This is a genomic window from Rhizobium sp. SRI_017 (assembly GCF_057586295.1).
The window spans coordinates 94,260-119,200 of record NZ_JBYCZP010000015.1 but is presented as its reverse complement, the minus strand read 5'-3'; the positions used below and the strand labels follow the sequence as shown (position 1 = coordinate 119,200).

Annotated in this window: 21 protein-coding genes; 15 read left to right on the top strand and 6 right to left on the bottom strand. The window is 60.9% G+C overall.

Annotated features, from left to right (window positions below):
- The first annotated feature begins 22 nt into the window (after positions 1 to 22).
- Genes lpxD through lpxB form a run of 5 tightly spaced genes read left to right on the top strand, consistent with a single transcriptional unit; the run spans position 23 to position 4,389 of the window.
- Entirely contained in the window at positions 23 to 1,084 is a 1,062-nt protein-coding gene (gene lpxD, locus AC2YI2_RS26600; protein WP_487389548.1) for a UDP-3-O-(3-hydroxymyristoyl)glucosamine N-acyltransferase, read from the top strand.
- Positions 1,077 to 1,544 carry a 3-hydroxyacyl-ACP dehydratase FabZ gene (fabZ, locus tag AC2YI2_RS26595; protein ID WP_487389547.1) on the top strand — a complete coding sequence of 156 codons (468 nt, stop codon included), beginning with the start codon at positions 1,077 to 1,079 and terminating at the stop codon, positions 1,542 to 1,544. The genes lpxD and fabZ overlap by 8 nt, the downstream gene beginning before the upstream one ends.
- Positions 1,544 to 2,356, top strand: a complete 813-nt coding sequence (lpxA, locus tag AC2YI2_RS26590; protein ID WP_487389546.1) for an acyl-ACP--UDP-N-acetylglucosamine O-acyltransferase — start codon at positions 1,544 to 1,546, stop codon at positions 2,354 to 2,356. Before fabZ ends, lpxA begins: the two co-directional genes overlap by 1 nt.
- Before the next feature lie 6 nt (positions 2,357 to 2,362).
- The gene (locus tag AC2YI2_RS26585) at positions 2,363 to 3,238 is read left to right on the top strand and encodes an LpxI family protein (protein ID WP_487389545.1); all 876 of its coding nucleotides are present in this window, start codon (positions 2,363 to 2,365) and stop codon (positions 3,236 to 3,238) included.
- Positions 3,235 to 4,389 carry a lipid-A-disaccharide synthase gene (lpxB, locus tag AC2YI2_RS26580; protein ID WP_487389544.1) on the top strand — a complete coding sequence of 385 codons (1,155 nt, stop codon included), beginning with the start codon at positions 3,235 to 3,237 and terminating at the stop codon, positions 4,387 to 4,389. The genes AC2YI2_RS26585 and lpxB overlap by 4 nt, the downstream gene beginning before the upstream one ends.
- A 30-nt stretch (positions 4,390 to 4,419) precedes the next feature.
- On the opposite strand, the gene gltA is transcribed toward lpxB, so the two are convergent.
- Positions 4,420 to 5,712 (bottom strand): citrate synthase, encoded by a 1,293-nt coding sequence (gene gltA, locus AC2YI2_RS26575; RefSeq protein WP_487389543.1) that lies wholly within the window; start codon positions 5,710 to 5,712, stop codon positions 4,420 to 4,422.
- A 301-nt stretch (positions 5,713 to 6,013) separates the two neighbouring features.
- On the opposite strand from gltA, the gene AC2YI2_RS26570 reads away from it, so the two are divergent.
- A complete protein-coding gene (locus AC2YI2_RS26570) occupies positions 6,014 to 8,431 on the top strand; it encodes a ComEC/Rec2 family competence protein (protein ID WP_487389542.1) in 2,418 nt (805 codons plus the stop codon).
- Positions 8,432 to 8,487: 56 nt separating this feature from the next.
- Positions 8,488 to 9,108, top strand: coding sequence for a TetR/AcrR family transcriptional regulator (locus AC2YI2_RS26565; RefSeq protein ID WP_487389541.1), 621 nt, complete (start codon positions 8,488 to 8,490; stop codon positions 9,106 to 9,108).
- Positions 9,109 to 9,137: 29 nt separating this feature from the next.
- Here the strand turns inward: AC2YI2_RS26565 and AC2YI2_RS26560 are convergent, their stop codons facing one another.
- The 5 genes from AC2YI2_RS26560 to AC2YI2_RS26540 are packed head-to-tail and all read right to left on the bottom strand — an operon-like array spanning position 9,138 to position 14,584.
- A complete protein-coding gene (locus AC2YI2_RS26560; RefSeq protein ID WP_487389540.1) occupies positions 9,138 to 10,355 on the bottom strand; it encodes a molybdopterin molybdotransferase MoeA in 1,218 nt (405 codons plus the stop codon).
- Position 10,356: 1 nt separating this feature from the next.
- Complete coding sequence (moaC, locus tag AC2YI2_RS26555; protein ID WP_487389539.1) at positions 10,357 to 10,839, bottom strand: cyclic pyranopterin monophosphate synthase MoaC; 483 nt, start codon at positions 10,837 to 10,839, stop codon at positions 10,357 to 10,359.
- A 2-nt stretch (positions 10,840 to 10,841) separates the two neighbouring features.
- Positions 10,842 to 11,657, bottom strand: a complete 816-nt coding sequence (trpC, locus tag AC2YI2_RS26550) for an indole-3-glycerol phosphate synthase TrpC (protein WP_487389538.1) — start codon at positions 11,655 to 11,657, stop codon at positions 10,842 to 10,844.
- 2 nt (positions 11,658 to 11,659) lie between these two features.
- Positions 11,660 to 12,670 carry an anthranilate phosphoribosyltransferase gene (gene trpD, locus AC2YI2_RS26545; protein ID WP_487389537.1) on the bottom strand — a complete coding sequence of 337 codons (1,011 nt, stop codon included), beginning with the start codon at positions 12,668 to 12,670 and terminating at the stop codon, positions 11,660 to 11,662.
- 18 nt (positions 12,671 to 12,688) lie between these two features.
- The gene (locus AC2YI2_RS26540; RefSeq protein ID WP_487389536.1) at positions 12,689 to 14,584 is read right to left on the bottom strand and encodes a peptidyl-prolyl cis-trans isomerase; all 1,896 of its coding nucleotides are present in this window, start codon (positions 14,582 to 14,584) and stop codon (positions 12,689 to 12,691) included.
- Positions 14,585 to 14,822: 238 nt separating this feature from the next.
- Here AC2YI2_RS26540 and ytfQ point away from each other — a divergent pair, with 238 nt between their 5' ends.
- The 8 genes from ytfQ to glmS all read left to right on the top strand — a co-directional run bounded on the left by ytfQ (position 14,823) and on the right by glmS (position 24,888).
- Positions 14,823 to 15,788, top strand: a complete 966-nt coding sequence (gene ytfQ, locus AC2YI2_RS26535) for a galactofuranose ABC transporter, galactofuranose-binding protein YtfQ (protein ID WP_487389535.1) — start codon at positions 14,823 to 14,825, stop codon at positions 15,786 to 15,788.
- 109 nt (positions 15,789 to 15,897) lie between these two features.
- A complete protein-coding gene (ytfR, locus tag AC2YI2_RS26530; RefSeq protein WP_487389534.1) occupies positions 15,898 to 17,421 on the top strand; it encodes a galactofuranose ABC transporter, ATP-binding protein YtfR in 1,524 nt (507 codons plus the stop codon).
- On the top strand, positions 17,418 to 18,440 hold the full coding sequence (locus tag AC2YI2_RS26525; RefSeq protein WP_487389533.1) for an ABC transporter permease: 1,023 nt from the start codon (positions 17,418 to 17,420) through the stop codon (positions 18,438 to 18,440). The genes ytfR and AC2YI2_RS26525 overlap by 4 nt, the downstream gene beginning before the upstream one ends.
- Positions 18,437 to 19,405 carry a galactofuranose ABC transporter, permease protein YjfF gene (yjfF, locus tag AC2YI2_RS26520; protein WP_487389532.1) on the top strand — a complete coding sequence of 323 codons (969 nt, stop codon included), beginning with the start codon at positions 18,437 to 18,439 and terminating at the stop codon, positions 19,403 to 19,405. The genes AC2YI2_RS26525 and yjfF overlap by 4 nt, the downstream gene beginning before the upstream one ends.
- A 20-nt stretch (positions 19,406 to 19,425) precedes the next feature.
- Positions 19,426 to 20,160 (top strand): FadR/GntR family transcriptional regulator, encoded by a 735-nt coding sequence (locus tag AC2YI2_RS26515; protein WP_487389531.1) that lies wholly within the window; start codon positions 19,426 to 19,428, stop codon positions 20,158 to 20,160.
- An 85-nt stretch (positions 20,161 to 20,245) separates the two neighbouring features.
- The gene (locus AC2YI2_RS26510; RefSeq protein ID WP_487389530.1) at positions 20,246 to 21,556 is read left to right on the top strand and encodes a hemolysin family protein; all 1,311 of its coding nucleotides are present in this window, start codon (positions 20,246 to 20,248) and stop codon (positions 21,554 to 21,556) included.
- Between the two features lie 57 nt (positions 21,557 to 21,613).
- Complete coding sequence (gene glmU / locus AC2YI2_RS26505) at positions 21,614 to 22,975, top strand: bifunctional UDP-N-acetylglucosamine diphosphorylase/glucosamine-1-phosphate N-acetyltransferase GlmU (RefSeq protein WP_487389529.1); 1,362 nt, start codon at positions 21,614 to 21,616, stop codon at positions 22,973 to 22,975.
- A gap of 89 nt (positions 22,976 to 23,064) precedes the next feature.
- A complete protein-coding gene (gene glmS / locus AC2YI2_RS26500) occupies positions 23,065 to 24,888 on the top strand; it encodes a glutamine--fructose-6-phosphate transaminase (isomerizing) (RefSeq protein ID WP_487389528.1) in 1,824 nt (607 codons plus the stop codon).
- Positions 24,889 to 24,941: the final 53 nt, after the last annotated feature.

The window sequence follows — 24,941 nt, the reverse complement described above, 5'->3', positions numbered from 1 at the left end:
GTCGGCGCCGGGATGGAGAAAGATGATCCCTTCGGAATTTTTCCCACCCCACGAGGGGATGCGCCTGGTGGATCTTGCCGGGGCGCTTGACTTGCAGTTGGTGGATCCAACGTCGGCGGGCCACGTCGTACGGTCGGTCTCTCCGATCTATCGCGGCGCGGATGGCGACGTCTGCTATATCCTGAGCCGCAAGAGCCGGTCGGAACTCGAGACCTGCCGGGCGACCGCCATCATTTGTGACGAAGCGATGGCGCCGCTGATTCCCAGTCATATCGCCGTGCTTCTCACCAAGAATCCGCATCTGGCATTCGCACGTGCAGGGGCGCTGCTTCATCCTGCTGCCATGACGCCGGCGGAGTATGTGCCGGGCGCGGGCATCAGTCCGCTTGCCACGGTTCATCCGGAGGCGCGGTTGGAAGAGGGGGTGTCGGTCGAACCCTATGCCGTTATTGGCGCGCATGCCTCAATCGGCGCCGGCACGCGCATCTCGACTGGCGCGAGCATCGGTGCCCACGTCAAGATCGGTCGCGATTGCTCGATCGGTGCCCAGGTCAGCATCCTCTGCAGCTATATCGGCAATGGGGTCATCATCCACGGCGGTGTGCGGATCGGTCAGGACGGGTTCGGCTATGCACCGGGCCCGGGCGGCTTCGAGAAGATTGTGCAGATCGGACGTGTCATCATCCAGGACAAGGTCGAAATCGGCGCAAACACGACGATCGATCGCGGTGCGATGGACGACACCATCATTGGCGAGGGTACCAAGATCGACAATTCCGTGATTATCGGCCACAACGTCCAGATCGGTCGCCATTGTGGCATCGTTGCCGGCGTCGGCATTGCCGGCAGTACACGGATCGGCAATGGTGTCCTGATCGGCGGCTTGGTCGGCATTGCCGGGCATGTCACGATCGGAGACGGCGTGCAACTCGCGGCTATGACGGGCGTGGCAACGGACCTGCCTGCCGGTGGAAAATATGGTGGAATCCCGGCGAGACCGATGAAGGACTTTCTCCGCGACTCGGTAGAGCTGCTGGCAAAGTCCGAGCTCAATCGAAGGAAGGGGAAGAAGGCTCATGAGTGAGGACGTGAAGACCAGTCTCGGGACGGCGGAAATTCTCGAGATCATGAAGCTTCTGCCGCATCGCTATCCCTTTCTGCTCGTCGACCGTATCATCGAGATCAACGGCGACGACTCCGCCATCGGCATCAAGAATGTAACGGCCAACGAACCCCAGTTCATGGGGCATTTCCCCGGCAATCCCATCATGCCCGGTGTTCTTTTGATCGAGGCGATGGCGCAGACGGCGGGCGCGATCTGTGCCCGAAAGATCAGCGGAAACACCAACCTGGTCTATTTCATGACGATCGACAACGCACGCTTCCGCAAGCCTGTCGTGCCTGGCGACCGCGTCGAATTCCATGTGACGAAGCAGAAGCAGCGCGGAAACATCTGGAAGTTCCATTGCGACGCCTTGGTCGATGGCCAGAAGGTCGCGGAGGCAGACGTTGGCGCCATGATGGTTCCGCAAGGTAAGGGTTAATGACGATTTCTTCTACCGCTCGTATTCATCCGCTCGCCCTTGTCGAGGACGGCGCGGTGATCGGCGACAATGTTTCTATCGGCGCCTTTTGCCATGTTGGGCCGAAGGTCGTGCTCGGCGACGGCTGTGCGCTGTTGAGCCATGCCGTCGTGACCGGCCGCACGACAATCGGCAGGAACTGCAAGATCCATCCCATGGCAGTCATCGGCGGTGAACCGCAGAGCGTACACCACGCGGGTGAAGAGACGACGCTCGAGATCGGCGACAATTGCACGATGCGGGAGAATGTGACGATCAATACCGGTACGGTCGATGGTGGCGGCCGCACCGTGGTCGGCAGCAACAATCTGTTTCTCGCGGGCTCGCATGTCGCCCATGACTGCCGACTCGGCAGCCACATCATCCTCTCCAATGCCGTGCTTCTCGCCGGACACGTGAAGGTCGCTGATCGCGCGATCATTGGCGGCGGCGCCGCGGTGCACCAGTTCAGCCGTATCGGTCGCCAGGCATTCATCGGAGGCCTCTCCGGCGCTGCTTATGATGTGATCCCCTATGGCATGCTCAATGGCAATCCCGGTGTGCTCGAGGGTCTCAACGTCGTGGGCATGAGCCGCGCCGGAATCGAGCGGGCGACGATCCATCGCGTCCGCAAGGCCTACAAGGAGATCTTCGAAGGCGGTGGTTCGGCGCGCGCCAATGCGGAGAGGATCCGTCCCGACTTCGAGGATTGCAAGGAAGTCATCGAGATTCTCGATTTCATCGCCGCCGATGCGGACCGGGCGCTCTCTTCGCCCAAGCGCAACAAAGGTTAGCGCTTGATGGACCGGCGGGCGGGGCAGGGCCGGCTGGCAATCGTCGCAGGAAGCGGCAAACTGCCGGTTTGCGTAGCCGAGGCCGCCCGCGTGAATGGCGAAGAGCCGTTGATCTTCCCGCTTCTCGGCGAATCCACTGCCGACTGGACGGGTTTCGAGGCCTTTGCGGTCGGCATCGGCGATATTTCCGGCTTCAAGGCGAAAGCCCGGTCGGCAGGCGTCGATCGCATCGTACTCTCCGGCGGCGTAAGGCTGCGGCCGGCGTGGCACGAGATCCGGCTCAACCTCGGTACCATCTGGCGGCTTCCGAAACTCGTCGGCACCCTGATGCATGGCGGCGACAATCTTGTCCTGACGACCGCCATCGGCCTCCTGGAGGGCCAGGGCATGCGCGTGATCGGCGCCCATGAAGTGGCGCCCGGGCTGGTGGCGAAGATAGGATCGCTCGGTAAACACGCGCCCGACCAGCATGCTCGGGCCGACATCACGGTGTCGATCAAGGCGGCCCGCCTGCTCGGCGAACTGGATATCGGGCAGGGCGTGATTGCGGTCGGCGGCCGTGTCGTGGCAATGGAGGGGCCCGAGGGCACAGATGCGATGATCGATCGGATCAACGAACTCCGGACGCGCGGCAGGATTTCCGCCAGGCGGAGGGGTGTTCTCGTCAAGCTCTGCAAGCCCGAACAGGATATGCGGGTCGATCTGCCCTCGGCAGGCCTTTCGACGGTCACCCACGCGCTTGCAGCCGGGCTCGCCGGGATTGCTCTCGAAGCCGGCCGGTCCCTGATACTCGACCAGCCTGACGTCATCGACTTCGCTGACCAGCATGGCCTGTTCATCGTCGGTATCGACCCCGAGGCGGTCGGAGCGGGCCAGTGGTGAAAGTTGCCATTATAGCCGGCGAGATATCGGGCGATCTGCTCGGCGCAGGCATGGCATCGGAAATTCGTCGACTGACGGGCGGTGACGTTGCATTCGTCGGCGTGGGAGGCCCGGCTCTGGCTGCCGAAGGACTGAATTCGCTCTTCGACTTCGAGGAGATCGCCATCATGGGCATCACGGCCGTGATACCGCGTCTGCCGAATCTGATCCGCCGAATTCGCGAGACCGTGGATGCCGTGATTGCCGCAAGGCCCGATGTGCTCGTCATCATCGACAGCCCCGGCTTCACCCATCGGGTTGCCAAGCGCGTGCGAAAGGTACTGCCCGGCCTGCCTATCGTGCAATATGTCAGCCCGACCGTTTGGGCCTGGAAGGAATACCGCGCCGCGAGGATGACGGCCTTTGTCGATCATGTGCTTGCCATATTGCCATTTGAGCCCGGCGTGATGCAGCGGCTCGGCGGTCCGCCCACGACCTATGTCGGTCATCGCCTGCGCACGCTGCCTGCGTTGCTGGAGGTGCGGGACAGGCAGCGCGAGTGGAAGGTTCGGGAGGGGGAGAAGGCGATCCTGCTGCTTCCGGGCTCGCGAAAGACCGAAGCGTCGCGGCTGCTACCGACCTTCGGCGAAACGGCTTCGATCCTCGCTTCCCGCGGCGACTACCGGTTCGTCATCGCCGCCGTTCCCGGCCAGGAGCGCCTGATCCGCGAAACGGTTGCCGACTGGACAGTGAAGACGGAGATCGTGACCGGAGACGGCGGGAAGTGGGCGGCCTTCGCAACAGCAGATGCTGCGCTGGCGGCAGCCGGAACCGTTTTGTTCGAGCTTGCGCTCGCCGGGATTCCTTCTATCTCAACCTACAAGACCGATTTCTTCATTCGTCTGATGTTGAACCGCATCCGGGCCTGGTCGGCGGCGCTGCCCAACCTTGTCGCCGGTTATCCCGTGTTCCCGGAATTCTATGACGAGTTCGTTCGACCCGAAACGCTCGCCCGCATGCTGGAGCGCTTGTCAGACGATACGCCGCAACGGGCCGCAGTGATTGCCGGTTGCGACGACGTCTATGCCAAGATGACAACAGAGAGGCCGGCCAATGCGGTCGCGGCCGAGATTGCGCTGCATTATGCGCAAAGAAAAAGCCCGGCGGGGTAGCCGAGCTCCTTCCAATTGCAAGAACGTCGTTCAGCCGCGCTTGGAGAGCGGCATGTAGTCGCGCGGCGGCTCGCCGATATAGAGCTGGCGTGGACGGCCGATGCGCTGTTCCGGATCTTCGATCATCTCGTTCCACTGGGCGATCCAGCCTACGGTGCGGGCGAGCGCGAAGAGAACGGTGAACATCTCGGTGGGGAAGCCCATCGCCGACAGCGTGATGCCCGAATAGAAGTCGATATTCGGATAAAGCTTCTTCTCGATGAAATATTCGTCCGAAAGCGCGATGCGCTCCAGTTCCATCGCCACTTCGAGCAACGGATCGTCCTTGACGCCGAGTTCGCCGAGCACTTCATGCGTGGTCTTCTGCATGATCTTGGCGCGCGGGTCGTAGTTCTTGTAGACGCGGTGACCGAAGCCCATCAGGCGGAACGGGTCGTTCTTGTCCTTGGCCTTGGCGACATAGTGCGGGATCTTGTCGACGGTGCCGATCTCGCGCAGCATATTGAGCGCCGCTTCGTTGGCGCCGCCATGGGCAGGGCCCCACAGGCAGGCGATACCAGCCGCGATGCAGGCGAAGGGGTTGGCGCCCGAGGAGCCTGCCAGACGGACGGTCGAGGTCGACGCGTTCTGCTCGTGGTCGGCGTGCAGGATGAAGATGCGGTCCATGGCGCGGGCCAGCACCGGATTGACGACATATTCCTCGCAAGGCACGGCGAAGCACATGCGCAGGAAGTTGGAGGCATAGTCGAGGTCGTTCTTCGGATAAACGAAGGGCTGGCCGACGTGATACTTGTAGGCCATCGCAGCCAGCGTCGGCATCTTGGCGATCATGCGCAGGCTCGCCACCATGCGCTGGTGCGGATCGGTGATGTCGGTCGAGTCGTGATAGAAGGCCGAGAGCGCGCCAACGCAGCCGCACATGACGGCCATCGGGTGAGCGTCACGACGGAAGCCGGTGAAGAAGCGGCTCATCTGTTCATGCACCATCGTGTGATGCGTGACGCGATGGTCGAAGTCCTTCTTCTGGGTGGCGTTCGGCAGTTCGCCATAGAGCAACAGGTAGCAGACTTCGAGGAAGTCGCCATGCTCAGCGAGCTGGTCAATCGGGTAGCCGCGATGCAGCAGTATGCCTTCATCACCGTCGATATAGGTGATCTTGGATTCACAAGACGCCGTCGACGTGAAGCCGGGATCATAGGTGAAGGACTTCGTGTTCTTGTAGAGCGGCGTGATGTCGACGACATCGGGACCAATAGACCCGGATCGTACCGGCAACTCCACCGACGTATCATTGATAGTGAGAACCGCTTTTTTATCAGCCATGAGTGCCTCCGGTCTGTCGAGGGCGGTGAGGGGACCGCTCCATCTCGAGATTTTGCTATTATATCTCGGTGCTTATGCCAACCAATACGAATGGATGAATGTTGCATCGCCGCAGCAGTTTTGGCACCGCAATACACCGAAATCAAAGAGAATCTTATTGCCGCCAAATTTAATCGTTTGAAGCTTTCCGCAACATTGCGCCCCTTCCAGGCCATTTGTCGCAGTACCGCCGGTAGTTGCCAAATTCCTCTGTCGGTTGCACTATAGACCTGGGCACAGACGGCGGCAGTGAGGCGTAGCCGTGGTACGGGCGGGAGATATCGCTGACAGGCTGAAGCCGGTTCGCGGAGAGCGGCCCGACGCGGTTGATCTGCTGCCCGAAGCATTCAACCGCCACGCATCCACCGACCATGAACGCGTCTCAGGCGGGCCGCGCCGGTTACGCGATCTAATCGGCCGCGTCGGCGACCTGCTGCGGTCCTGGGTGGCGGAAGAAGTCGAGTTCGGCCATCTCTTCTACTGGAGCCCGGTTTTCATGGGCGTCGGTGCCGTCTTGTGGTTCTCGGCGACAGAGACGCCGTCGGCGGCCTACATCGCTGTCGTCTCCCTGCTATTTTCGGTTGGTGCCCTGGCGCTGCGATATCGCCGTCCTGTGATGGGCGCCGCCTTCGCCGCGCTTGCACTGCTCTCTGTCGGAGCTCTGCTGGCCGTCTGGGAGACCTCACGCGTTGGCACCGTTATCCTGGACACCGCCGTGACCACGACGATCACCGGGACGGTCACTGGTCGAGAGGCGGTGGCCGGTGGGCGGTGGCGCTACATCATCGAGGTGAGCGGTACGGAAAAGCCGAATCTAAAACGCGCGCCGGCACGCGTGACGCTGACGGCCTCAGGAGGAAAGGCACCTATCGCGCTCGGTACGACGGTTCAGGGCAGGGCGCGGCTGCTGCCGCCTTCGGGACCTGCGCTGGTTGGCCTCAACGACTTCGCGTTCGATGCCTATTTCTCAGGAACGGGCGCCATCGGCTTCTTCTACGGCAAGCCGGAGACAGTGGCGGCTGTCAATCCAGATTCACGCTCGTTCTATCAGCGCGCCCGCCTGATGCTCGAGAACCTGCGCGGCACGATCAGCGCACGCATCCGCGCGGTCTTGCCGGGAGATACAGGCGCCTTCGCTGCCTCGATGGTGACTGACGACCGGCGAGCCATCAGCGAGGAGACGACGGAAGCCCTGCGATTGGCCGGGCTGTCGCATATCGTTGCGATCTCCGGGCTGAACATGGCGCTGGCAGCCGGCATATTCTTCGTCGGCATTCGCGCGCTGCTCAGCTTGAGCCAGGAAGTCGCGCATCGCTATCCGGTCAAGAGAATCGCAGCCGCTGGTGCGCTGGTCACGGTTACCGGCTATTACCTGATCTCCGGTTTCGCCGTCTCGGCCGAGCGGGCCTATTTGATGATGGCGATCATACTCACGGCGGCGATCGTTGGGCGGCCCGCGATCAGTCTGAGGAATGTTGCGCTCTCGGCTATCATCATCCTTGCGCTGTCGCCATCGGCCGTGCTGGGGCCGGGTTTTCAGATGTCCTATGCGGCGACGCTGGCACTTGTCGCAGGCTATTCCTTGTGGCAGCGGCGTGGCGAGGGTGGCATCGAGACGACGTTGCCGGGCTTCCTGAGGCCGCTATCCTTCTTGTGGAAATTCGCCACCGGCGTCTTCGTGACGTCCCTCATCGGGGGGCTTTCGACCGCTCTGTTCTCGATAGAGCATTTTCATCGAATTGCCGTGTGGGGACTGCCGGCCAATCTCCTCGCGATGCCTGTTATCAGCATCGTCGTCATGCCGGCGGGGCTCGCCGCCCTTATCCTGATGCCGATCGGCCTCGACTGGTTGCCGCTGAAACTGATGGGTATGGGGCTTGATCTCGTCATCGTCATCGCCAAGTGGGCAGCCTCGCTCGGCGGTGACGTCGTGACCGGGCGCATCCACGCCTGGCTCTTCGTCGGTCTGACCATCTGCCTCATCGCCACCGGCATTCTGCGATCAAGGCTCCGGATCGTAAGTGCGTCTTGCGGCGTCTTGCTCCTTGCTACGAACTGGATGGTTCCGGGCGCACCGCGTCCTGACATCGTCGTTTTCGAGGACGGCCGGCTTGTCGGGTTGATCAAAGGCGACCGAATTGCAACGACCGCGGCGCGGCCAAGCGGATTCATCTTCGAGCAATGGCAACGCGCTTTGCCAGTGACGCGTCACGTGAAGCCATTGGAGAAAGAGTCGGCACCACGGTCGCGAAAGAGGAAAATCCTCAGTGACATCGAAAGGCGCGCCGAAGTGGCAACGCTTGAGCGCGATCTCGAAAAACTGCCGAACGGCCGGTTTCTCTGCCGGAATGAAAGGTGGTGCGTCGCGCGCGTCGGCAACGGCACCCGAATCATAGTGGTGCAAATGCGCGAGCTTGTCGGCGCGGCATGCGACCGGGCGGACCTCATTATTACTCCTGCGCGATTGTCATGGGACAATTGCCATTCCGGCGCGAAACTCCTGTCGCAGGACGGGCTACGCCGTTCCGGAACGGTGGAAATTTGGCTCGATCCGGAAAACATTCGTCAATTTAGCCTCCTTTCCGCCTTGGGTGAGGGAGACCGGCCGTGGTATGTTCATCGGACATATGATTGGCGAAGCGGGGAATTCGTGCGCAGGGAACGCCAGTCGAGAGATTAGCTATGAACGCAAGAACCGGTGCTGCCACTGCTCGGCGAAAGCGGAGCCCCGCCGGATTGGCGGAAACAACCGAGACAGAATTTCTCGACGCCGCAGAACGCCAGTTCGCGGAGAACGGCTACGCCGGTGCCAAGATTCGCGCCATTGCGGACGAGGCCAAGGCCAATCTCGGTGCACTGCACTACTATTGGGGCAGCAAAGCCAGCCTCTTCCGCGCGGCCTGCGCCCGGCGCATGGCGCCGATGATTGAAAATCGCATGTCACGTTTTGACGTGCTTGCGGCGTCCCCGAGTTCGATCGAGGACATACTTCGCGCCTATTTCGAACCTGCCTTCCTGAGCCATCGAGAGGATCCGGCAAAGCGAGCGTTATTCTGCCGGACATATACCCGCATCCTCACCGACCCGGCACCTGAAGTCCGAGCGATCGTGGTGGAGATTTTTACCGAGCCGACAAACCGTTTCGTGCATCTGCTTCGTGGCGCATGCGGCCATCTCGACGATGCGACTTTCTACTGGCGTCTCCACTGTGTATTCGGTGTGTTCCAGCATGCGGCCGGATATACGGACGATATTGGAACGCTCGCCGAGGGACGTTTCGACACGGCCGACCTGGATTCCGGCATCGACCGCATCGTCCAATTCGTTGCCGCCGGCTTGAAGGCGCCAAGCATCTGATCCCTCGGGCAATTGTCCCGGATTGACCCTTAGCGATCTCGCAGCATGAGGATCGGGCCGCGCGCGCCAGCCTCTAGAGCCGGGGCATGCGGCGGCCTGATGATCAGGCAGTCGGCGCGGGCAAAGATTTTCATCTGCGATGAATCCTGCTTGCCGAAAGAGCGAGCTTCCAGTTCCCCATCCTCGCGCCGCAGCAACGTCGCCCGCAGATAATCCTGTCGTTGATCGTTGGCCGCAAGATCGGTCGTCGTGAACGCTGTCGCAAGGCGATGTGGGGCAGGGCGGCGCGCCAGATGGGCGATGAGCGGCTCTAGGAAGAGGAGTGCGCAGACCATGCTGGACACCGGATTTCCCGGCAGGCCGAGCACGCGCGCGGGCCCAAGCGAGCCGACCATCAGCGGTTTGCCGGGTCGCATGGCAATCCGCCAGAAATCGAGCTGCATACCCGCAGCGACCAATGCCGCCTGCACGAGGTCATGGTCGCCGACAGACGCTCCGCCGAGTGTGACGATCACATCTGCACCGGCCACACGGGCCTTGTCGACGGCGGCCTCGATCGCGGCTCGGTCGTCGGCGATGATCCCGAAATCGATCACGTCGGCCCCCGCCTGGCGCGCCAGATGCGAGACGCCGAAGATACTCGATGCGATGATCTGATGGGGACCGGGCTGGCCGCCGACTTGTACCAACTCATCCCCGGTGGCAATAACCGCAACGAGCGGCCTGGCGAAAACGTCGACCTCGGCATGGTTCATCGCGGCCGCGACAACGAGATTGCCCGCGTCCAGCAACGTGCCCGTCGGGAGCACTTTCTCACCTTCGAGAAAGTCCTGGCCGCGCGGGCGGATATGTCGACCCTTGCTCAGCACGAAACCGTTCTCGATAAATCCACCGTCGAGCTTTTTCGCGTCTTCCTGCAAAAGCACCGCGTCTGCGCCCGCGGGTATCGGTGCTCCGGTAAAGATCCGGACGGCCTCTCCGGCGCCCACTGCGCCTGCAAAGCCCCGGCCGGCGGCCGACTCGCCGATCACATGCAGGTGGTTGCCGAGTTCGGCGACATCGTCGGCCCGAAGGGCATAGCCATCCATGGCGGAATTATCGAATGGCGGCTGCGTCAACCGGGCCGCGAGCGGCGCCGAGAGGACGCGGCCAGATGCTGTTGCCAGCGGGAGCGTCTCAGTCCGTTCGAACGGCTGCGCGCCGTCGATCAGCCTGCGCAGTGCTTCCTCGACTGATATCAGCGACATGTCATGCTCCGCGGATGTAGTCGCCGGATTTGCCGCCGGACTTGCTTTTCAGCCTGATGCCGCCGATTTCCATGCCCTTCTCGATCGCCTTGCCCATGTCGTAAAGTGTGAGGCACGCAACGGATACGGCAGTGAGTGCTTCCATTTCGACGCCCGTCTTGCCTGAGATGCTGACGGTCGCCTCGACATGCAGCCCCGGAAGATCCGGATCGGGCGTGATATCGACCGAGACTTTCGAGATCAGCAGGGGATGGCAAAGGGGGATCAGATCGGAGGTCTTCTTCGCGGCCATGATGCCGGCGAGTCGGGCGGTGCCGATGACATCGCCTTTCGCCGCGTTGCCCGACAGGATCGCCTCCAGCGTCGAGGGCAGCATCCTGACGGATCCTTCGGCGACGGCAGTGCGGGCGGTCTCGGACTTGCCGCCGACATCGACCATATGCGCCTCACCGGCCGTGTTGAGATGAGTGAGGCCTGACGTCATGACTATTCGGCCGCTGCAGGAGCGGCACCGTTCAGGAGCTCCGCGGTCGCCGCGGTCACATCCGTTTGGCGCATTAGGCTTTCACCGACAAGGAACGTGCTGATGCCGGATCCCGCGAGCCGGCGGCAATCGTCATTGGTAAAGATGCCGCTTTCGCCGACCAGGAGACGGTCGGCTGGCACGAGCTTCGACAGCCGTTCGGATACTGCGAGATCGACTTCGAAGGTGCGGAGGTTTCTGTTGTTGATACCGACCATACGCGACGCAAGGCGGAGCGCGCGCTCCGTTTCCGCCTCGTCATGGACCTCGATCAGAACATCCATTCCGAGTTCGAACGCCGTGTCCTCGAGTGCTCGGGCTTCATCATCCGACAGCGAGGCCATGATCAGGAGAATGCAGTCGGCACCCCAGGCGCGCGCCTCGAAGACCTGGTAGGTCTCGAACATGAAATCCTTGCGCAAGGCCGGCAGCGAGGTCGCGGCTCGTGCAGCGGTCAAAAATTCGGGCGCACCCTGAAAGCTCGGGCCATCGGTCAGTACTGAAAGGCAGGCAGCGCCGCCAGACTCATAAGCTTGCGCCAGCACGGGCGGATCGAAGTCCGGGCGAATGAGGCCCTTGGAAGGGCTGGCCTTCTTGACTTCGGCGATCAGGCCGAACTGGCCACGGGCCTTCTTGTCCTCGAGTGCGGCGAGAAAGCCTCTCGGCGCGGCAACGTCGCGAATACGGGCCTTGAGTTCACTCTCCGGCACCGCAGTCTTCGCCGCGGCGATTTCCTCGCGCTTGTAGGCTTCGATCTTTCTCAGAATGTCAGCCATCACATTCACCCGTTCGAGACAGTGACGAGGCGATCAAGTGCGGCGCGTGCGGCGCCGCTGGTGATCGACCGCGAGGCCAGCGCCACGCCCTCGCGAACATCCGCTGCCTTGCCTGAAATGACAAGGCCGGCGGCCGCATTGGCGATAGAGACGTTACGATAGGCGTTCTCCGCACCGTCCAGAATCGCCTTGAGTGCCGCGGCATTATGCTCACCGTCACCGCCGCGGATCTCGTCGAGAGTGCAGCCCGCCAAGCCAAAATCATCCGGCGTCAGCGTGAATTCTCTGATCGTGCCATTTTCGAGCGCGACGACATCGGTCTTGCCGGTCAGCGTGATCTCGTCGAGCCCGCTACCGTGCACCACCCAGACGCTCGTCGAGCCAAGACTCTTCAGCACCTCGGCCACAGGGCGCAGCCAGTGGGGCGAGAAGACGCCGAGCAATTGGCGCTTGACGCCGGCGGGATTGGAAAGCGGGCCGAGAAGGTTGAAGATCGTGCGGGTACCGAGTTCGACGCGACTCGGACCGACGAAACGCATAGCGGTATGATGCGCCTGGGCGAACATGAAGCCGATGCCGGCCTGATTGATGCAGCGTTCGGTCACATCAGGCGTGATGTCGAGCTTGACGCCGAGTGCCGACAGCGCATCTGCGGTGCCGGATTTTGAGCTCTGCGCACGATTGCCGTGCTTGGCGACAGGCACGCCAGCGCCGGCTACAATGACGGAGGCGAGCGTCGAGATGTTGTAGGTGTGGGTGCCATCCCCGCCGGTACCGACGATGTCGATAGCGCCATCGGGGGCATTTACCCTTAGCATCTTGGAGCGCATGGTGGTGACGGCGCCGAGGATCTCCTCGACCGTCTCACCGCGTACGCGGAGCGCCATCAGGAACCCGCCGATCTGGCTCGGCGTGGCTTCGCCCGACATCATGATGTCGAATGCGGCGCGTGCTTCTTCCGCACTGAGCGCCGCTCCAGTCGAGACCTTGGCGAGAAGCGGTTTCAAGTCACCCATATCAGGAAGGCCCCGCGATCAGCGTTGGATCATCAATTGTTCGGCCAGCGTCCGGTTGAAGGATACGCCGTATTCGATCTGCAGTTCGCCGACCATCTGGTTGAGAAGATCCTGGCTGGCATTTTGCGCCAGTTCCTTGATCTGCTCGTCCTTGTTCTCCAAGGCATCAGCGGGTGCGTTTGCGTTGATTTCCTTGACCAGGATGACGATCTGGGTGTCGCCGCCCTCGGCCGCCGCATTCGTCGCCAGACCTTTCGGTCCGTCGAAGGCGGCGCTGACCGCGTCGGTGCTGAGCACGGCGTCGCTCGCCCCGCGACGGAGACCGGCCTTGGATTCGACGGCGATTTTCAGCTCGGTCGCCACGTCGGCAAGCGCCTTGCCACCCTTGACCTGAGCGACGATATCCTGCGCCTTCTTGGCCAGAGCGGCCTTCTGCTGTTCGGCAGTCCAATCGGCGACAGCCTTGTCCTTGACCTCTTCGAGCTTGCGGTCGCGTGCCGGGACGATATCAAGGACTTCGAACCAGACATAACCGCCATCCTGAAGCGCCAGGGGCAGGGGCTCGGTGCCAATTTCAGCCTGGAAGACATCATTGACGAGCTTCTGGGCGCTAGGAAGGCCTGCGACCTCGACGCCTTTCATATCCTTGCTCTCGGCGTCGATCGCATCGATCGTCACGACCTTCAGCTTTTGTTGCTTGGCGCTCTCGGCGAGCGAGGCACCCGACGCGCGGACATCCTCGAAGCTCTTGTAGACATTCTCGATTTCGTCATTGGCGAGAACCAGCGCGAGTTCCTTGCGGGTGGCGTCCTTCACTTCGTCGAGCGTCTTGACCACTTCCGGGCGGATGTTGGTCACGCGCAGGATGACGGGGCCGACCAGACCGTCGACGACGCCGCTTGTACCGCCATCGGTCTTCACGCCAAACGCAGCGTCAGCCATGGCCGGAGTCGGCATCGTATCCTTGCGGAAATCGCCGAGCAGCACATCCGTTGCGGTCTTGCCCTGTTCGGCGATGAGCTGCTCGAACGTGGTGCCGGCGGCGAGCTTGGCGGCAGCAGCATCTGCCGCAGCCTTGTCCGGGAAGCTCAACTGCTCGATCGTGCGGGTTTCGGGCGTGCGGTAGCTTTCCTTGCGCTTTTCATAGTCTTCCTTGACCGCCTCGTCGGAAATGGCCGTTGGGTCGGCGATGTCTGCGGGCTCAAGTTTGACGAAGCTGAACTTGCGGTATTCCGGCGCCTTGTACTTGTCCTTGTTGGCCTCGAACCACTTGCCGAGTTCGTCGTCGGACGGCGGCTTGATCGGCTCGATGTTGGATTTGCCGAGGAGAAGGTATTCGATGTCGCGGCTTTCGTTGCTGTAGGCTTCGAGCGCGCCTGTAAGAGTCTGCGGCGCGACAAAGCCATCAGAGACTGCATCGACGATCTGGCTACGAACGGCTTGCTGCGTGACCGAAAGGAGATAGTCCTCCTGGCGGATGTTTCCGGCCTGGAGCTGCTCCATCATGCGGTCTCGGCTGAAGGCGCCGGATACCGGATCCTTGAAGGCCGGCTCCTGCTGGATCAGCATCAGAATGCGATCCTCGGAAAGCCCGAGCTTCATGTTTTCGGCGAGCTGGTCCAGCGCGGCGCCTGAAACAAGGCGGCCGTAGACCATCTGTTCGGCACCGAACATCTTGGCCTGTTCCAATGTCAAGCGGGTGCCGAACTGCTGGGAAATCATCTGCACGACATTATTGAAGGCAATGCGGAATTCGACATCCGAGACCTTCTGGTTGCCGACTGTCACAACAGCGCTAGCCGAACCCGCAAACATTGATGCCTGCACACCCCAGATGCCGAATGCAAACACCATTACGATCAGCAGCAATTTGGCGGCCCAGGTGTCGGCGGCTCTACGCAGCGATTGAAGCATCTCTTCCCCGTCCAATTCCCAATAAGTGCCGGCATTTGGCGCACATATACGCCATCCCGCGGAGATATGGCTTTTAGAGAGCGGAACCTGAGGGAGCAAGATGTTTTTGCCGGGGCGAATTCGAGGCCAAAAGCGGCTCTGAATAAAGTATGATTTTTGCGTTCTGCGTCTTTACAATAATCATATTATATGATTTTAAAACTGCGCTGCCCTACGCAGCAACCATTGGGAGGTAATCATGAAATTATTCCACGCACTTACGAGTGCCACGGCTCTTGCTGTCTGCATGTTCGCGGCGACCGAGGCCAGCGCGCTGACTGTCGGCTTCTCGCAGATCGGCTCGGAATCGGGCTGGCGTGCCGCCGAAACCACCGTGACCAAGCAGGAAGCCGAGAAGCGCGGCATCGACTTGAAGTTCGCCGACGCGCAGCAGAAGCAGGAAAACCAGATCAAAGCTCTCCGTTCCTTCATCGCCCAGGGCGTCGATGCGATCTTCGTCGCTCCGGTTGTCGCAACCGGCTGGGATGACGTGCTGCAGGAAGCCAAGGATGCCGAGATCCCGGTGATCCTGCTCGACCGCACCGTCGACAGCGACAAAGAACTCTATTTGACAGCTGTCACGTCCGACCTCGTCCATGAAGGCAATGTTGCCGGCAAGTGGCTGGTCGACGAGACCAAGGGCAAGGATTGCAACATCGTCGAGCTTCAGGGCACGACGGGTTCGTCCCCGGCCATCGACCGCAAGAAGGGTTTCGAGCAGGCGATTGCCGACGCGAAGAACCTCAAGATCATCCGCAGCCAGACCGGCGACTTCACCCGCACCAAGGGCAAGGAAGTCATGGAAAGCTTCCTGAAGGCTGAAGACGGCGGCAAGAATATCTGCGCGCTCTACGCCCATAATGATGACATGGCCGTCGGTGCCATCGAAGCAATCAAGGAAGCCGGCCTGAAGCCCGGCAAGGACATCCTGGTCGTGTCGATCGACGCGGTGCCCGATATCTTCAAGGCGATGGCAGCCGGCGAAGCCAATGCGACCGTCGAACTGACGCCGAACATGGCCGGCCCGGCCTTCGACGCTCTCGACGCATTCCTCAAGGATGGCAAGGCTCCTCCGAAGTGGATCCAGACCGAATCCAAGCTCTACACGCCGACCTCTGAAGATCCGATGAAGGTGTATGACCTCAAGAAGGGCCTCGGTTACTAATTTACCACGAACTGGTGTGCCGCGAGTTTTCTCGCGGCACACCATGCATTGCGTGACCCGTTGCGTCGGATATGCTGTGAGGCTCGACGTTCGGGTGGGGAGGGCGTCTATGCCGGTAGGCCAGGAAAGTGTGCTCGTCGCCACGGGCATTTCAAAACAGTTTTTCGGATCGAAAGCCCTCGACGGCGTCGATTTCGATCTCAGGCGCGGCGAAGTCCATGCTCTCTTGGGCGAGAATGGGGCGGGCAAATCGACGTTGATCAAATGCCTGACCGGCGCCTATCGACGCGATTCCGGCACGCTGGCCCTCGATGGCGAGGCGATCGATCCGCATAATACATTCCAGGCGCAGAAGCTCGGTATTGGCACGGTCTATCAGGAGGTCAATCTCCTGCCGAATCTCACGGTCGCCGAAAACCTCTTTCTCGGCCGGCAGCCCCGGCGGTTCGGTTTGACATGGACACGGGAGATGAATCGCAAGTCGCGGGCTCTGCTCGCGCAATACGGGCTCGATATCGATCCAGCAGCGCCGCTTGCGCAGTTCTCGGTCGCCGTCCAGCAGGTGGTTGCCATCGCCCGTGCCGTCGATCTCTCGGGCAAGGTACTGGTTCTCGACGAGCCCACCGCCAGTCTCGACGCGCATGAGGTCGATCTTCTGTTCCGCATCGTCGGTGAACTGAAGGCGAGGGGGTTGGGGATCGTCTTCATCACGCACTTTCTCGAACAGGTCTACCGGATCTCGGATCGCATCACGGTTCTGAGGAACGGCAAGCTCGTGGGCATGCGCGATACGGCATCGCTTGAGCGGCGCGACCTCGTGGCGATGATGCTGGGTCGCGAGCTCCGCGAAGAGACCAGCCATTCGGCAGGTCCGCAGGCGAAGGTTGGACCGGCCAGGTTTCGATTCAGGGGCGTTGGACGACGCGGTCACATCGCTCCGTTCGATCTCGATATTGCGGAAGGCGAAGTTGTCGGGCTTGCCGGCTTGCTCGGGTCCGGGCGTACAGAGACGGCGGAGGTCATGTTCGGCTGGAAACCCGCCGATGCCGGTGCGATCGAGGTCGATGGCCGAGAAGTGACACTTGCCTCGCCTCAAGCGGCGATCGCCGAGGGTTTCGGTTTCTGCCCGGAAGACCGCAAGACCGATGGCATTATCGGTGACCTTTCGGTGCGGGAAAACATCGTTCTTGCGCTGCAGGCGCGGCAGGGTTGGGCCAAGCCGATCTCACGCTCCGAGCAGAACGACCTTGCCGACAAATACATCCGTGCTCTCGATATCAGGACCGATGGCCGCGAGAAGCCGATCAAGCTGCTGTCCGGCGGCAACCAGCAGAAAGCAATCCTGGCCCGCTGGCTCGCCATGGATCCGAAACTGCTGATCCTCGACGAGCCGACACGCGGCATCGATGTCGGGGCACATGCCGAAATCATCAAGCTGATAAGGGATCTTTGCGAGAAGGGCATGTCGCTGGCGGTGATTTCCTCCGAACTCGAGGAACTGGTGGCCTATAGTTCGCGCGTGCGGGTGCTGCGGGATCGGCGGCATGTCGACGAACTCTCGGGTGACGAAATGACGACGGAAGGCATTGTCGCGGTAATCGCGGCTTCGGACGGGCAGGAAGCAGTGCAATGACGAAGAACCTGCCGCCGACCCTTGTCCGGCTTCTGCCGCAGATCGCGACGCTCGCCGCCGTGCTCATCTTCAACGTCATCCTGTTTCCGAATTTCTTCGACCTGTCGTTTCAGAATGGCCGCCTCTATGGCAGCCTGATCGACGTCTTCAATCGCGGCGCACCGGTGGCACTGCTCGCTGTCGGCATGACCCTGGTCATCGCGACCAAAGGCATCGATCTCTCGGTCGGCGCGGTGGTTGCGATTTGCGGTGCCGTTGCGGCAGCCTCCATCGCAAGCGGACACTCGGCAGCCGTTGCCGTCATCGCCGCGCTGGCGGTCGGCATGATTTGCGGCATCTGGAACGGCTTTCTGGTTGCCATTCTCGGCATTCAGCCGATCATTGCCACGCTGGTCCTGATGGTGGCGGGCCGCGGCATTGCCCAGCTTGTCACCGAGGGCGCGATCCTCACCTTCACTGATGAGGGGCTGATCTTCATCGGCAGTGGCACTGCCTTCAGTCTGCCAATGCCGATCGTGATCTGGATCGTCTTTGGCCTGCTGGTAACCCTGCTCGTTCGTCGCACGGCGCTCGGCCTGCTGATCGAGGCGATCGGTGTGAACCGGCAGGCGAGCCAGCTCGCGGGCGTGCGCACGACGGCCTTGCTGATAGCGTCCTATCTGCTCGCCGGCCTCTGCGCTGCGATTGCCGGGCTCATCGTCGCCGCCGACATCAAGGGCGCGGACGCCAACAACGCGGGGCTCTGGCTCGAGCTCGACGCCATCCTGGCCGTGGTGGTGGGTGGCAATTCGCTGCTCGGCGGGCGTTTCAGCATTCTCGGATCGCTGCTCGGTGCCGTAATCATCCAGTCGGTCAATACCGGCATTCTGACCTCGGGTTTCCCCCCGGAATACAATCTCATCATCAAGGCGGTGATCATCGTGGCGATCCTCGTCATCCAGTCGCCGCGGATCGGAGACCTGTCGGCATTGTTCAAAAGCAACCGCACAGGCGAAAACAATCGGCAGGGCAATCCATGACGAAGTCGAAATATCTGCCGCTGATAGCGACAACCGTCATTTTCGTCGTCGCCTATGCGCTCTGCTATCTGCAGTTCCCGAATATCCTGTCGACCCGTGTCATCGGCAACCTGCTGACCGACAATGCCTTTCTCGGCATTGCAGCGATCGGCATGACCTTCGTGATCATCTCCGGCGGGATCGATCTCTCGATCGGCTCGGTGATTGCCTTCACCGGGGTCTTTCTCGCGGTCATCCTCAAGAATACGGATATTCATCCGCTGTTTGCCTTCGCGCTGGCGCTCGCAATCACAACGGCCTTCGGGGCGCTGATGGGCGCAATCATCCACTATTTGGAAATGCCTGCCTTTATCGTTACGCTGGCCGGCATGTTCCTGGCGCGCGGCATGGCATTCGTGTTGACGATCGATTCCGTCCCGATCGTCCATCCGTTCTACAAGACGCTGAAAGCCTTCTATTTCAAGCTGCCGGGCGGCGGGCGGATCACGCTGATCGGCGGCGTGATGCTGGTGATGTTCGTCATTGGAATCATCATCGCGCATCGCACCAAATTCGGAACCAACATCTATGCGCTTGGCGGCGGCACGCTGACGGCGCGACTGATGGGTGTTCCCGTCGGGCAGACGACGATCGCGATCTACGCGACGTCGGGTTTCCTCGCCGGCCTCTCGGGAATTGTCTTCTCGCTTTATACATCGGCCGGCTATTCGCTGGCTGCCGTCGGTGTCGAACTCGATGCGATTGCTGCGGTGGTCATCGGTGGCACGCTGCTCACCGGTGGCGCTGGCTTCGTTGCCGGCACGCTGATCGGCGTCCTGATCCAGGGTTTAATTCAGACCTACATAACTTTTGACGGTACACTTTCGAGCTGGTGGACGAAAATCGTGATCGGCCTCTTGCTCTTTATCTTCATTCTTATGCAGAAAGGTATCTTGCTCGCTTCAAAACTAGAAAGAAGAGCATGATGCCTTAGGGGAGGCGAAGGGTGCGCAGGGGACCTTTGGAGACCGAGATTTCGGGTAGGAAGACCAGGACGAGTCACGCTCAGGTCGTGGACGAACTCGGTCGGGAAATCATCTCCGGCCATTATCCGGTCGGCACGACTTTGCCTGGTGACCAGGATCTCGCGCAACGCTTCAAGGTGTCACGAACCGTTCTCCGGGAAGCGATGAAGACGCTGGCTGCCAAGGGCCTGATCGTGCCGCGTGCGCGGATCGGCACAAAGGTGACCCCACAGAACCAATGGAACCTCTTCGACAGCGATGTGCTGACCTGGCATTTTCACAAAGGCGTCGATCGCGAATTCCTGCAGCACCTGACGGAGATCCGGATGGCCTTCGAACCCTTTGCCGCCAGCCTCGCTGCTGACAATGCGGATGAGAAGGATATCGCTCAGCTGTATCGTCTGGCCGACGAGATGGGTGATCTGGCGCACACACCGGGAACGCTCGCCGTCGCCGACCTTAAATTCCATCTCGCCATTGCCGAGGCGTCGCGCAACCCTTTCATGCGCACGGTCGGCAGCCTGATCGAGGCCGCGTTGGTCGGCATCTTCAAGCTAAGTTCACCCAAGAGCAGCGAGAACCGCATTACAGAGGTTTCCGCGAATCATCGCTTTATCGTCGATGCCATTGCGCGTCGCGATCAAGAAGGTGCGGCACAGGCGATGCGTGACGTGATTCTCTCTGGGCGCGACCGGGTAAAATCCGTTATCGCCTGAGAATATCGTGCTTTTTCGCTTCTAGCCTTGAAGTATGCGGAACGGGTCTTTAGTTTACCGGTCGATTGCAATCGGCTCCCATTCCGTGACAGAAATCATCATCATCTTCTTCCTACTGGTATTGAACGCGTTCTTTGCCATGTCGGAACTGGCAATCGTCTCTGCCAGCAGGCCGCTTCTCAGACAATTGGCAAAACAGGGCAACGCCCGCGCCGCCACCGCTCTTGGCCTTGCGGAGGATTCCGGAAACTTCCTCTCCACGGTACAGGTCGGTATCACGCTGGTCGGCATTCTGGCCGGCACTTATGGCGGCGCCTCGATTACCGAAAAGCTTGGGCCGGTACTCAATGCCTATGAGATCATTGCGCCGTATGGACATGCACTGGCCGGCGCGATCGTCGTCGTCGCAATTACCTATTTTTCGGTCATCATCGGCGAGTTGATTCCCAAGCAGCTTGCGCTTCGCAATGCTGAATCCATCGCCATGTTCGTGGCCACACCGATGTCGGTTCTTTCGAAAATCACCGCTCCGGTTGTCTACCTGTTCGAGATGTCGGCCAAGGTGCTGCTGAGACTTTTCGGTATGACGGCGGCGGATGGAGAAGAGGTGACCGAGGCCGAAGTCCACGCAGTGCTGGCCGAAGGTGCGGAAAGCGGCGTATTCGAAAAGTCGGAGCACGAAATGCTCCGGCGGATCATTTCACTGGCCGACCGCTCGGTGAAGTCGATCATGACTCATCGGACGGAAATGGTGGCTATCGATGTGGGGGACAGCTACGAGGAAGTCGTCGCTACGGTCCACGAAGCCGGCCATTCCCGCTACCCCGTCATCGATGGCGATTCCGACAATGTCATTGGCGCGGTCCGGGCCAAGAATATCCTGCGGGCGACGCTGCATCCAAAGTCATTCCACCTGAAGGATTACGTCGAGGATCTTCCGAGTGTTCCGGAAATGACGACGTGCCTCAAGGCGTTCGAGTTCTTCAAGAGCTCCAATATCCATATGGCTGTCATCGTCGACGAATATGGCTCGACCGAAGGCATCGTTACCTCTGCCGATCTTCTTGAGGCGATCGTGGGCATTCTCCCGTCGAATTACGACGATGTCGAGGATATCGCTATTCGCGAGCGACATGACGGCACCTGGTTGATCGACGGCCGGACGCCGATCCATGAAATGCAGCTGACCTTAGGCTTTGATCAACTCTCAACCGACGATGGCTATGAGACTATCGCCGGCTTCGTCGTGCAGAATCTGCGCAAAAGTCCGGAGGAAGGCGACAGGTTCGAGGCCTTCGGCTATGTGTTCGAGGTCATGGACATGGATGGTCGTCGCATCGACAAGATTCTGATGAGCCGCGCCGGCTCGCGGCATAGCGATGGCGACGGAGTCTGAGTTGCGCGGCCTTGGCCGGGGCGCTAATTCAATCCCGACAGATTGGGGAGAATCGGAATGAGCGATCGCGTTCTGGCGGTGGTGCTTGCCGCGGGCGAAAGCACGCGGATGAAGTCGTCCAAATCCAAGGTGCTGCACACGATCGGCAATCTGCCAATGATCTCCCACGTGATCTCCGCTCTTGAAAAGACGGGGGTAAGCGAAGTTGCCCTGGTTGTCGGGCGTGATGCCGATCCGGTGATTTCTGCTGCGCGCAGTGGCAAGCTCAACGTCACCGCCTTCGAGCAGAAGGAACGGCTTGGCACCGGACATGCCGTCCTCGCTGCCCGCGAGGCGATCGCCAAGGGCTATGATCAGATCATCGTCGCCTATGGGGATGCACCCTTGATCGAGCCGGGTCCGCTTGGCGAGGCGCTGGAGAAGGTGCGCGCCGGCTTCGATGCTGCCGTGATCGGATTCGAGACCGACAAGCCCACCGGCTACGGCCGACTGCTGGAACGCGATGGTGAACTGATCGCAATCCGCGAAGAGAAGGACGCGACATCAGAGGAGCGGAAGGTCACCTTCTGCAATTCCGGCCTGCTGGCCATCGACGGGGCAAAGGCGCTCGATCTGCTCGGCAAGATCACCAACAACAACGTCAAGGCTGAATATTACCTCACCGATATCATCGAAGTGCTGCGCGCCGCGGGCGGCAAGGCGGCGACCGTGGAGGCTCCGGCAGACACCGTGGCCGGCTGCAACAACCGCGCCGAATTGGCGGAGCTCGAAGCGATTTGGCAGCGCCGTAAGCGACATGAGCTCATGGTGGCGGGCGTGACAATGATCGCACCGGAGACGGTATTCCTCTCATTCGATACTGACATTGCCCAGGATGTAACGATCGAACCGAACGTGATCTTCGGACCGGGCGTCCGTATCGACACGGGAGCCGTGATCCACGCCTTCTCGCATCTTGAGGGGGCTCATGTTGCCTCAGGCGCCAATGTCGGCCCCTTTGCCCGGCTAAGGCCCGGCGCCAACCTGCACGCCAATGCCAAGGTCGGCAATTTCGTCGAGATCAAGAAGGCCGAGATCGGGGAGGGCGCCAAGGTCAGTCATCTGACCTATATCGGCGATGCCACGGTCGGCCAGAATACGAACATCGGCGCAGGGACGGTGACCTGCAACTATGACGGTTTCAACAAGTTCGACACGGTGATCGGTGCTGATGCCTTCATAGGCTCGAACACCTTGCTGGTCGCACCGGTCAGAGTCGGCAGAGGCGCATTGACGGCGTCAGGAAGCGTCATCACGGAAGATGTACCCGACGATGCCGCCGCCTTCGGTCGTGCCCGCCAGATCAACAAAGAAGGCTATGGCGCAAAAATCGCCGCTCGGAACAAGGCGATCAAGGAAGCCAACAAGAAGCCGCGTTAACGCAAGAATCCGAAAGTGATAGCCCGCGCGTTGCTAGGCCACTATTTTGCGCTAAGACGCGAGACAGCAAAACGGATCAGGGGCAGCTCATGTGCGGAATTGTCGGCATCGTCGGAAATCATGCGGTGGCGCCGCGCCTCGTCGATGCCCTCAAGCGGCTGGAATACCGGGGATACGATTCGGCAGGCGTTGCTACGGTCCATGAAGGCCGGCTCGAGCGCCGCCGCGCCGAAGGCAAGCTCTTCAATCTCGAGCGCAGGCTGGCCGAAGAACCGCTGGCCGGCAATTCGGGCATCGCCCACACCCGCTGGGCCACCCATGGCGCGCCGACCGAAAGCAATGCCCATCCGCATTTCGTCGATGGCGTGTCGGTGGTTCACAACGGCATCATCGAGAATTTTTCTGAGATCAAGCAGGAACTGGCCGCATCCGGCGCCACGTTCCGCACCCAGACCGATACGGAAGTCGTCGCGCAACTGCTCGCCCGGTATGTCAAGGATGGCAAGACGCCGCGCGCGGCCGTCGAGGATATGCTCAAGCGCGTCACCGGCGCCTATGCTCTGGCGATCCTGTTCGAGCAGGAGCCTGGCAAGATCTACGCCGCCCGCTCCGGTCCGCCGCTCGCGATCGGCTATGGCAATGGCGAGATGTTCCTAGGTTCCGACGCGATCGCGCTTGCCCCGTTCACCAACCAGATCGCCTATCTGACAGATGGCGACTGGGCTGTGATCACCACCACGTCGGCCGAAATCTACGATGCCGCCGGCACGCCGGTGAAGCGGCCGCGCCAGCAATCCTCGGCAAGCGCTTTCCTGATCGATAAGGGCAATCACCGGCACTTCATGGAAAAGGAAATCCATGAACAGCCGGAGGCAATCTCGCACACGCTGGGGCATTACATCGATTTCGCCGAAAGCCGCATCAAGCCGGTCGACGGCATCGATTTCGCCAATATTTCGAGCCTTGCCATTTCGGCCTGTGGCACCGCCTATCTCGCGGGCCTGACAGGCAAATACTGGTTCGAGCGCTATGCACGGCTGCCGGTCGAGATCGATGTCGCCTCGGAGTTCCGCTATCGCGAGATCCCGCTCAACCCGAAGTCCGCGGCACTGTTCATATCGCAGTCCGGCGAGACGGCGGATACGCTTGCCTCGCTCCGCTATTGCAAGGAAGCCGGTCTCAAGATCGGCGGCGTGGTGAATGTCAGGGAATCGACGATTGCGCGCGAATCCGATGTCGTCTTCCCGATCCTGGCTGGTCCCGAGATCGGCGTCGCCTCCACCAAGGCCTTCACCTGCCAGCTGACCGTGCTGGCTTCACTCGCCATCCAGGCAGGCCGGGCGCGCGGGACGCTGACGCCGGCCGCTGAGAAACAGATCGTCAAGCATCTCGCCGAGATGCCACGTCTGATGGCAAAGGTGCTCAACACGATCCAGCCTTCTATCGAAGCATTGGCGCGCGATCTCTCGAAGGCCAACGACGTGCTCTATCTCGGCCGTGGCACAAGCTTCCCGATCGCCATGGAAGGCGCGCTGAAGCTCAAGGAGATTTCGTATATTCATGCCGAGGGCTATGCCGCCGGCGAGCTGAAGCATGGGCCGATTGCGCTGATCGACGAGAACATGCCGGTTATCGTCATCGCGCCACATGATCGTTTCTTCGAGAAGACGGTGTCGAACATGCAGGAAGTCGCCGCGCGCGGCGGCCGGATCATTTTCATCACCGACGAGCGCGGCGCTGCCGCCTCCGACCTCTCCACCATGGCGACGATCATCCTGCCTGATGTCGACGAGGTGATTCAGCCGATGATCTTCACCCTGCCGATCCAGCTTCTCGCCTATCACACCGCCGTCTTCATGGGCACCGATGTGGACCAACCGAGAAATCTCGCCAAGTCGGTCACGGTCGAGTGATTGGTCCTTGTGCGACGCAATAGTCTGACGCTATTCCTTGTTCTGGCCGATGA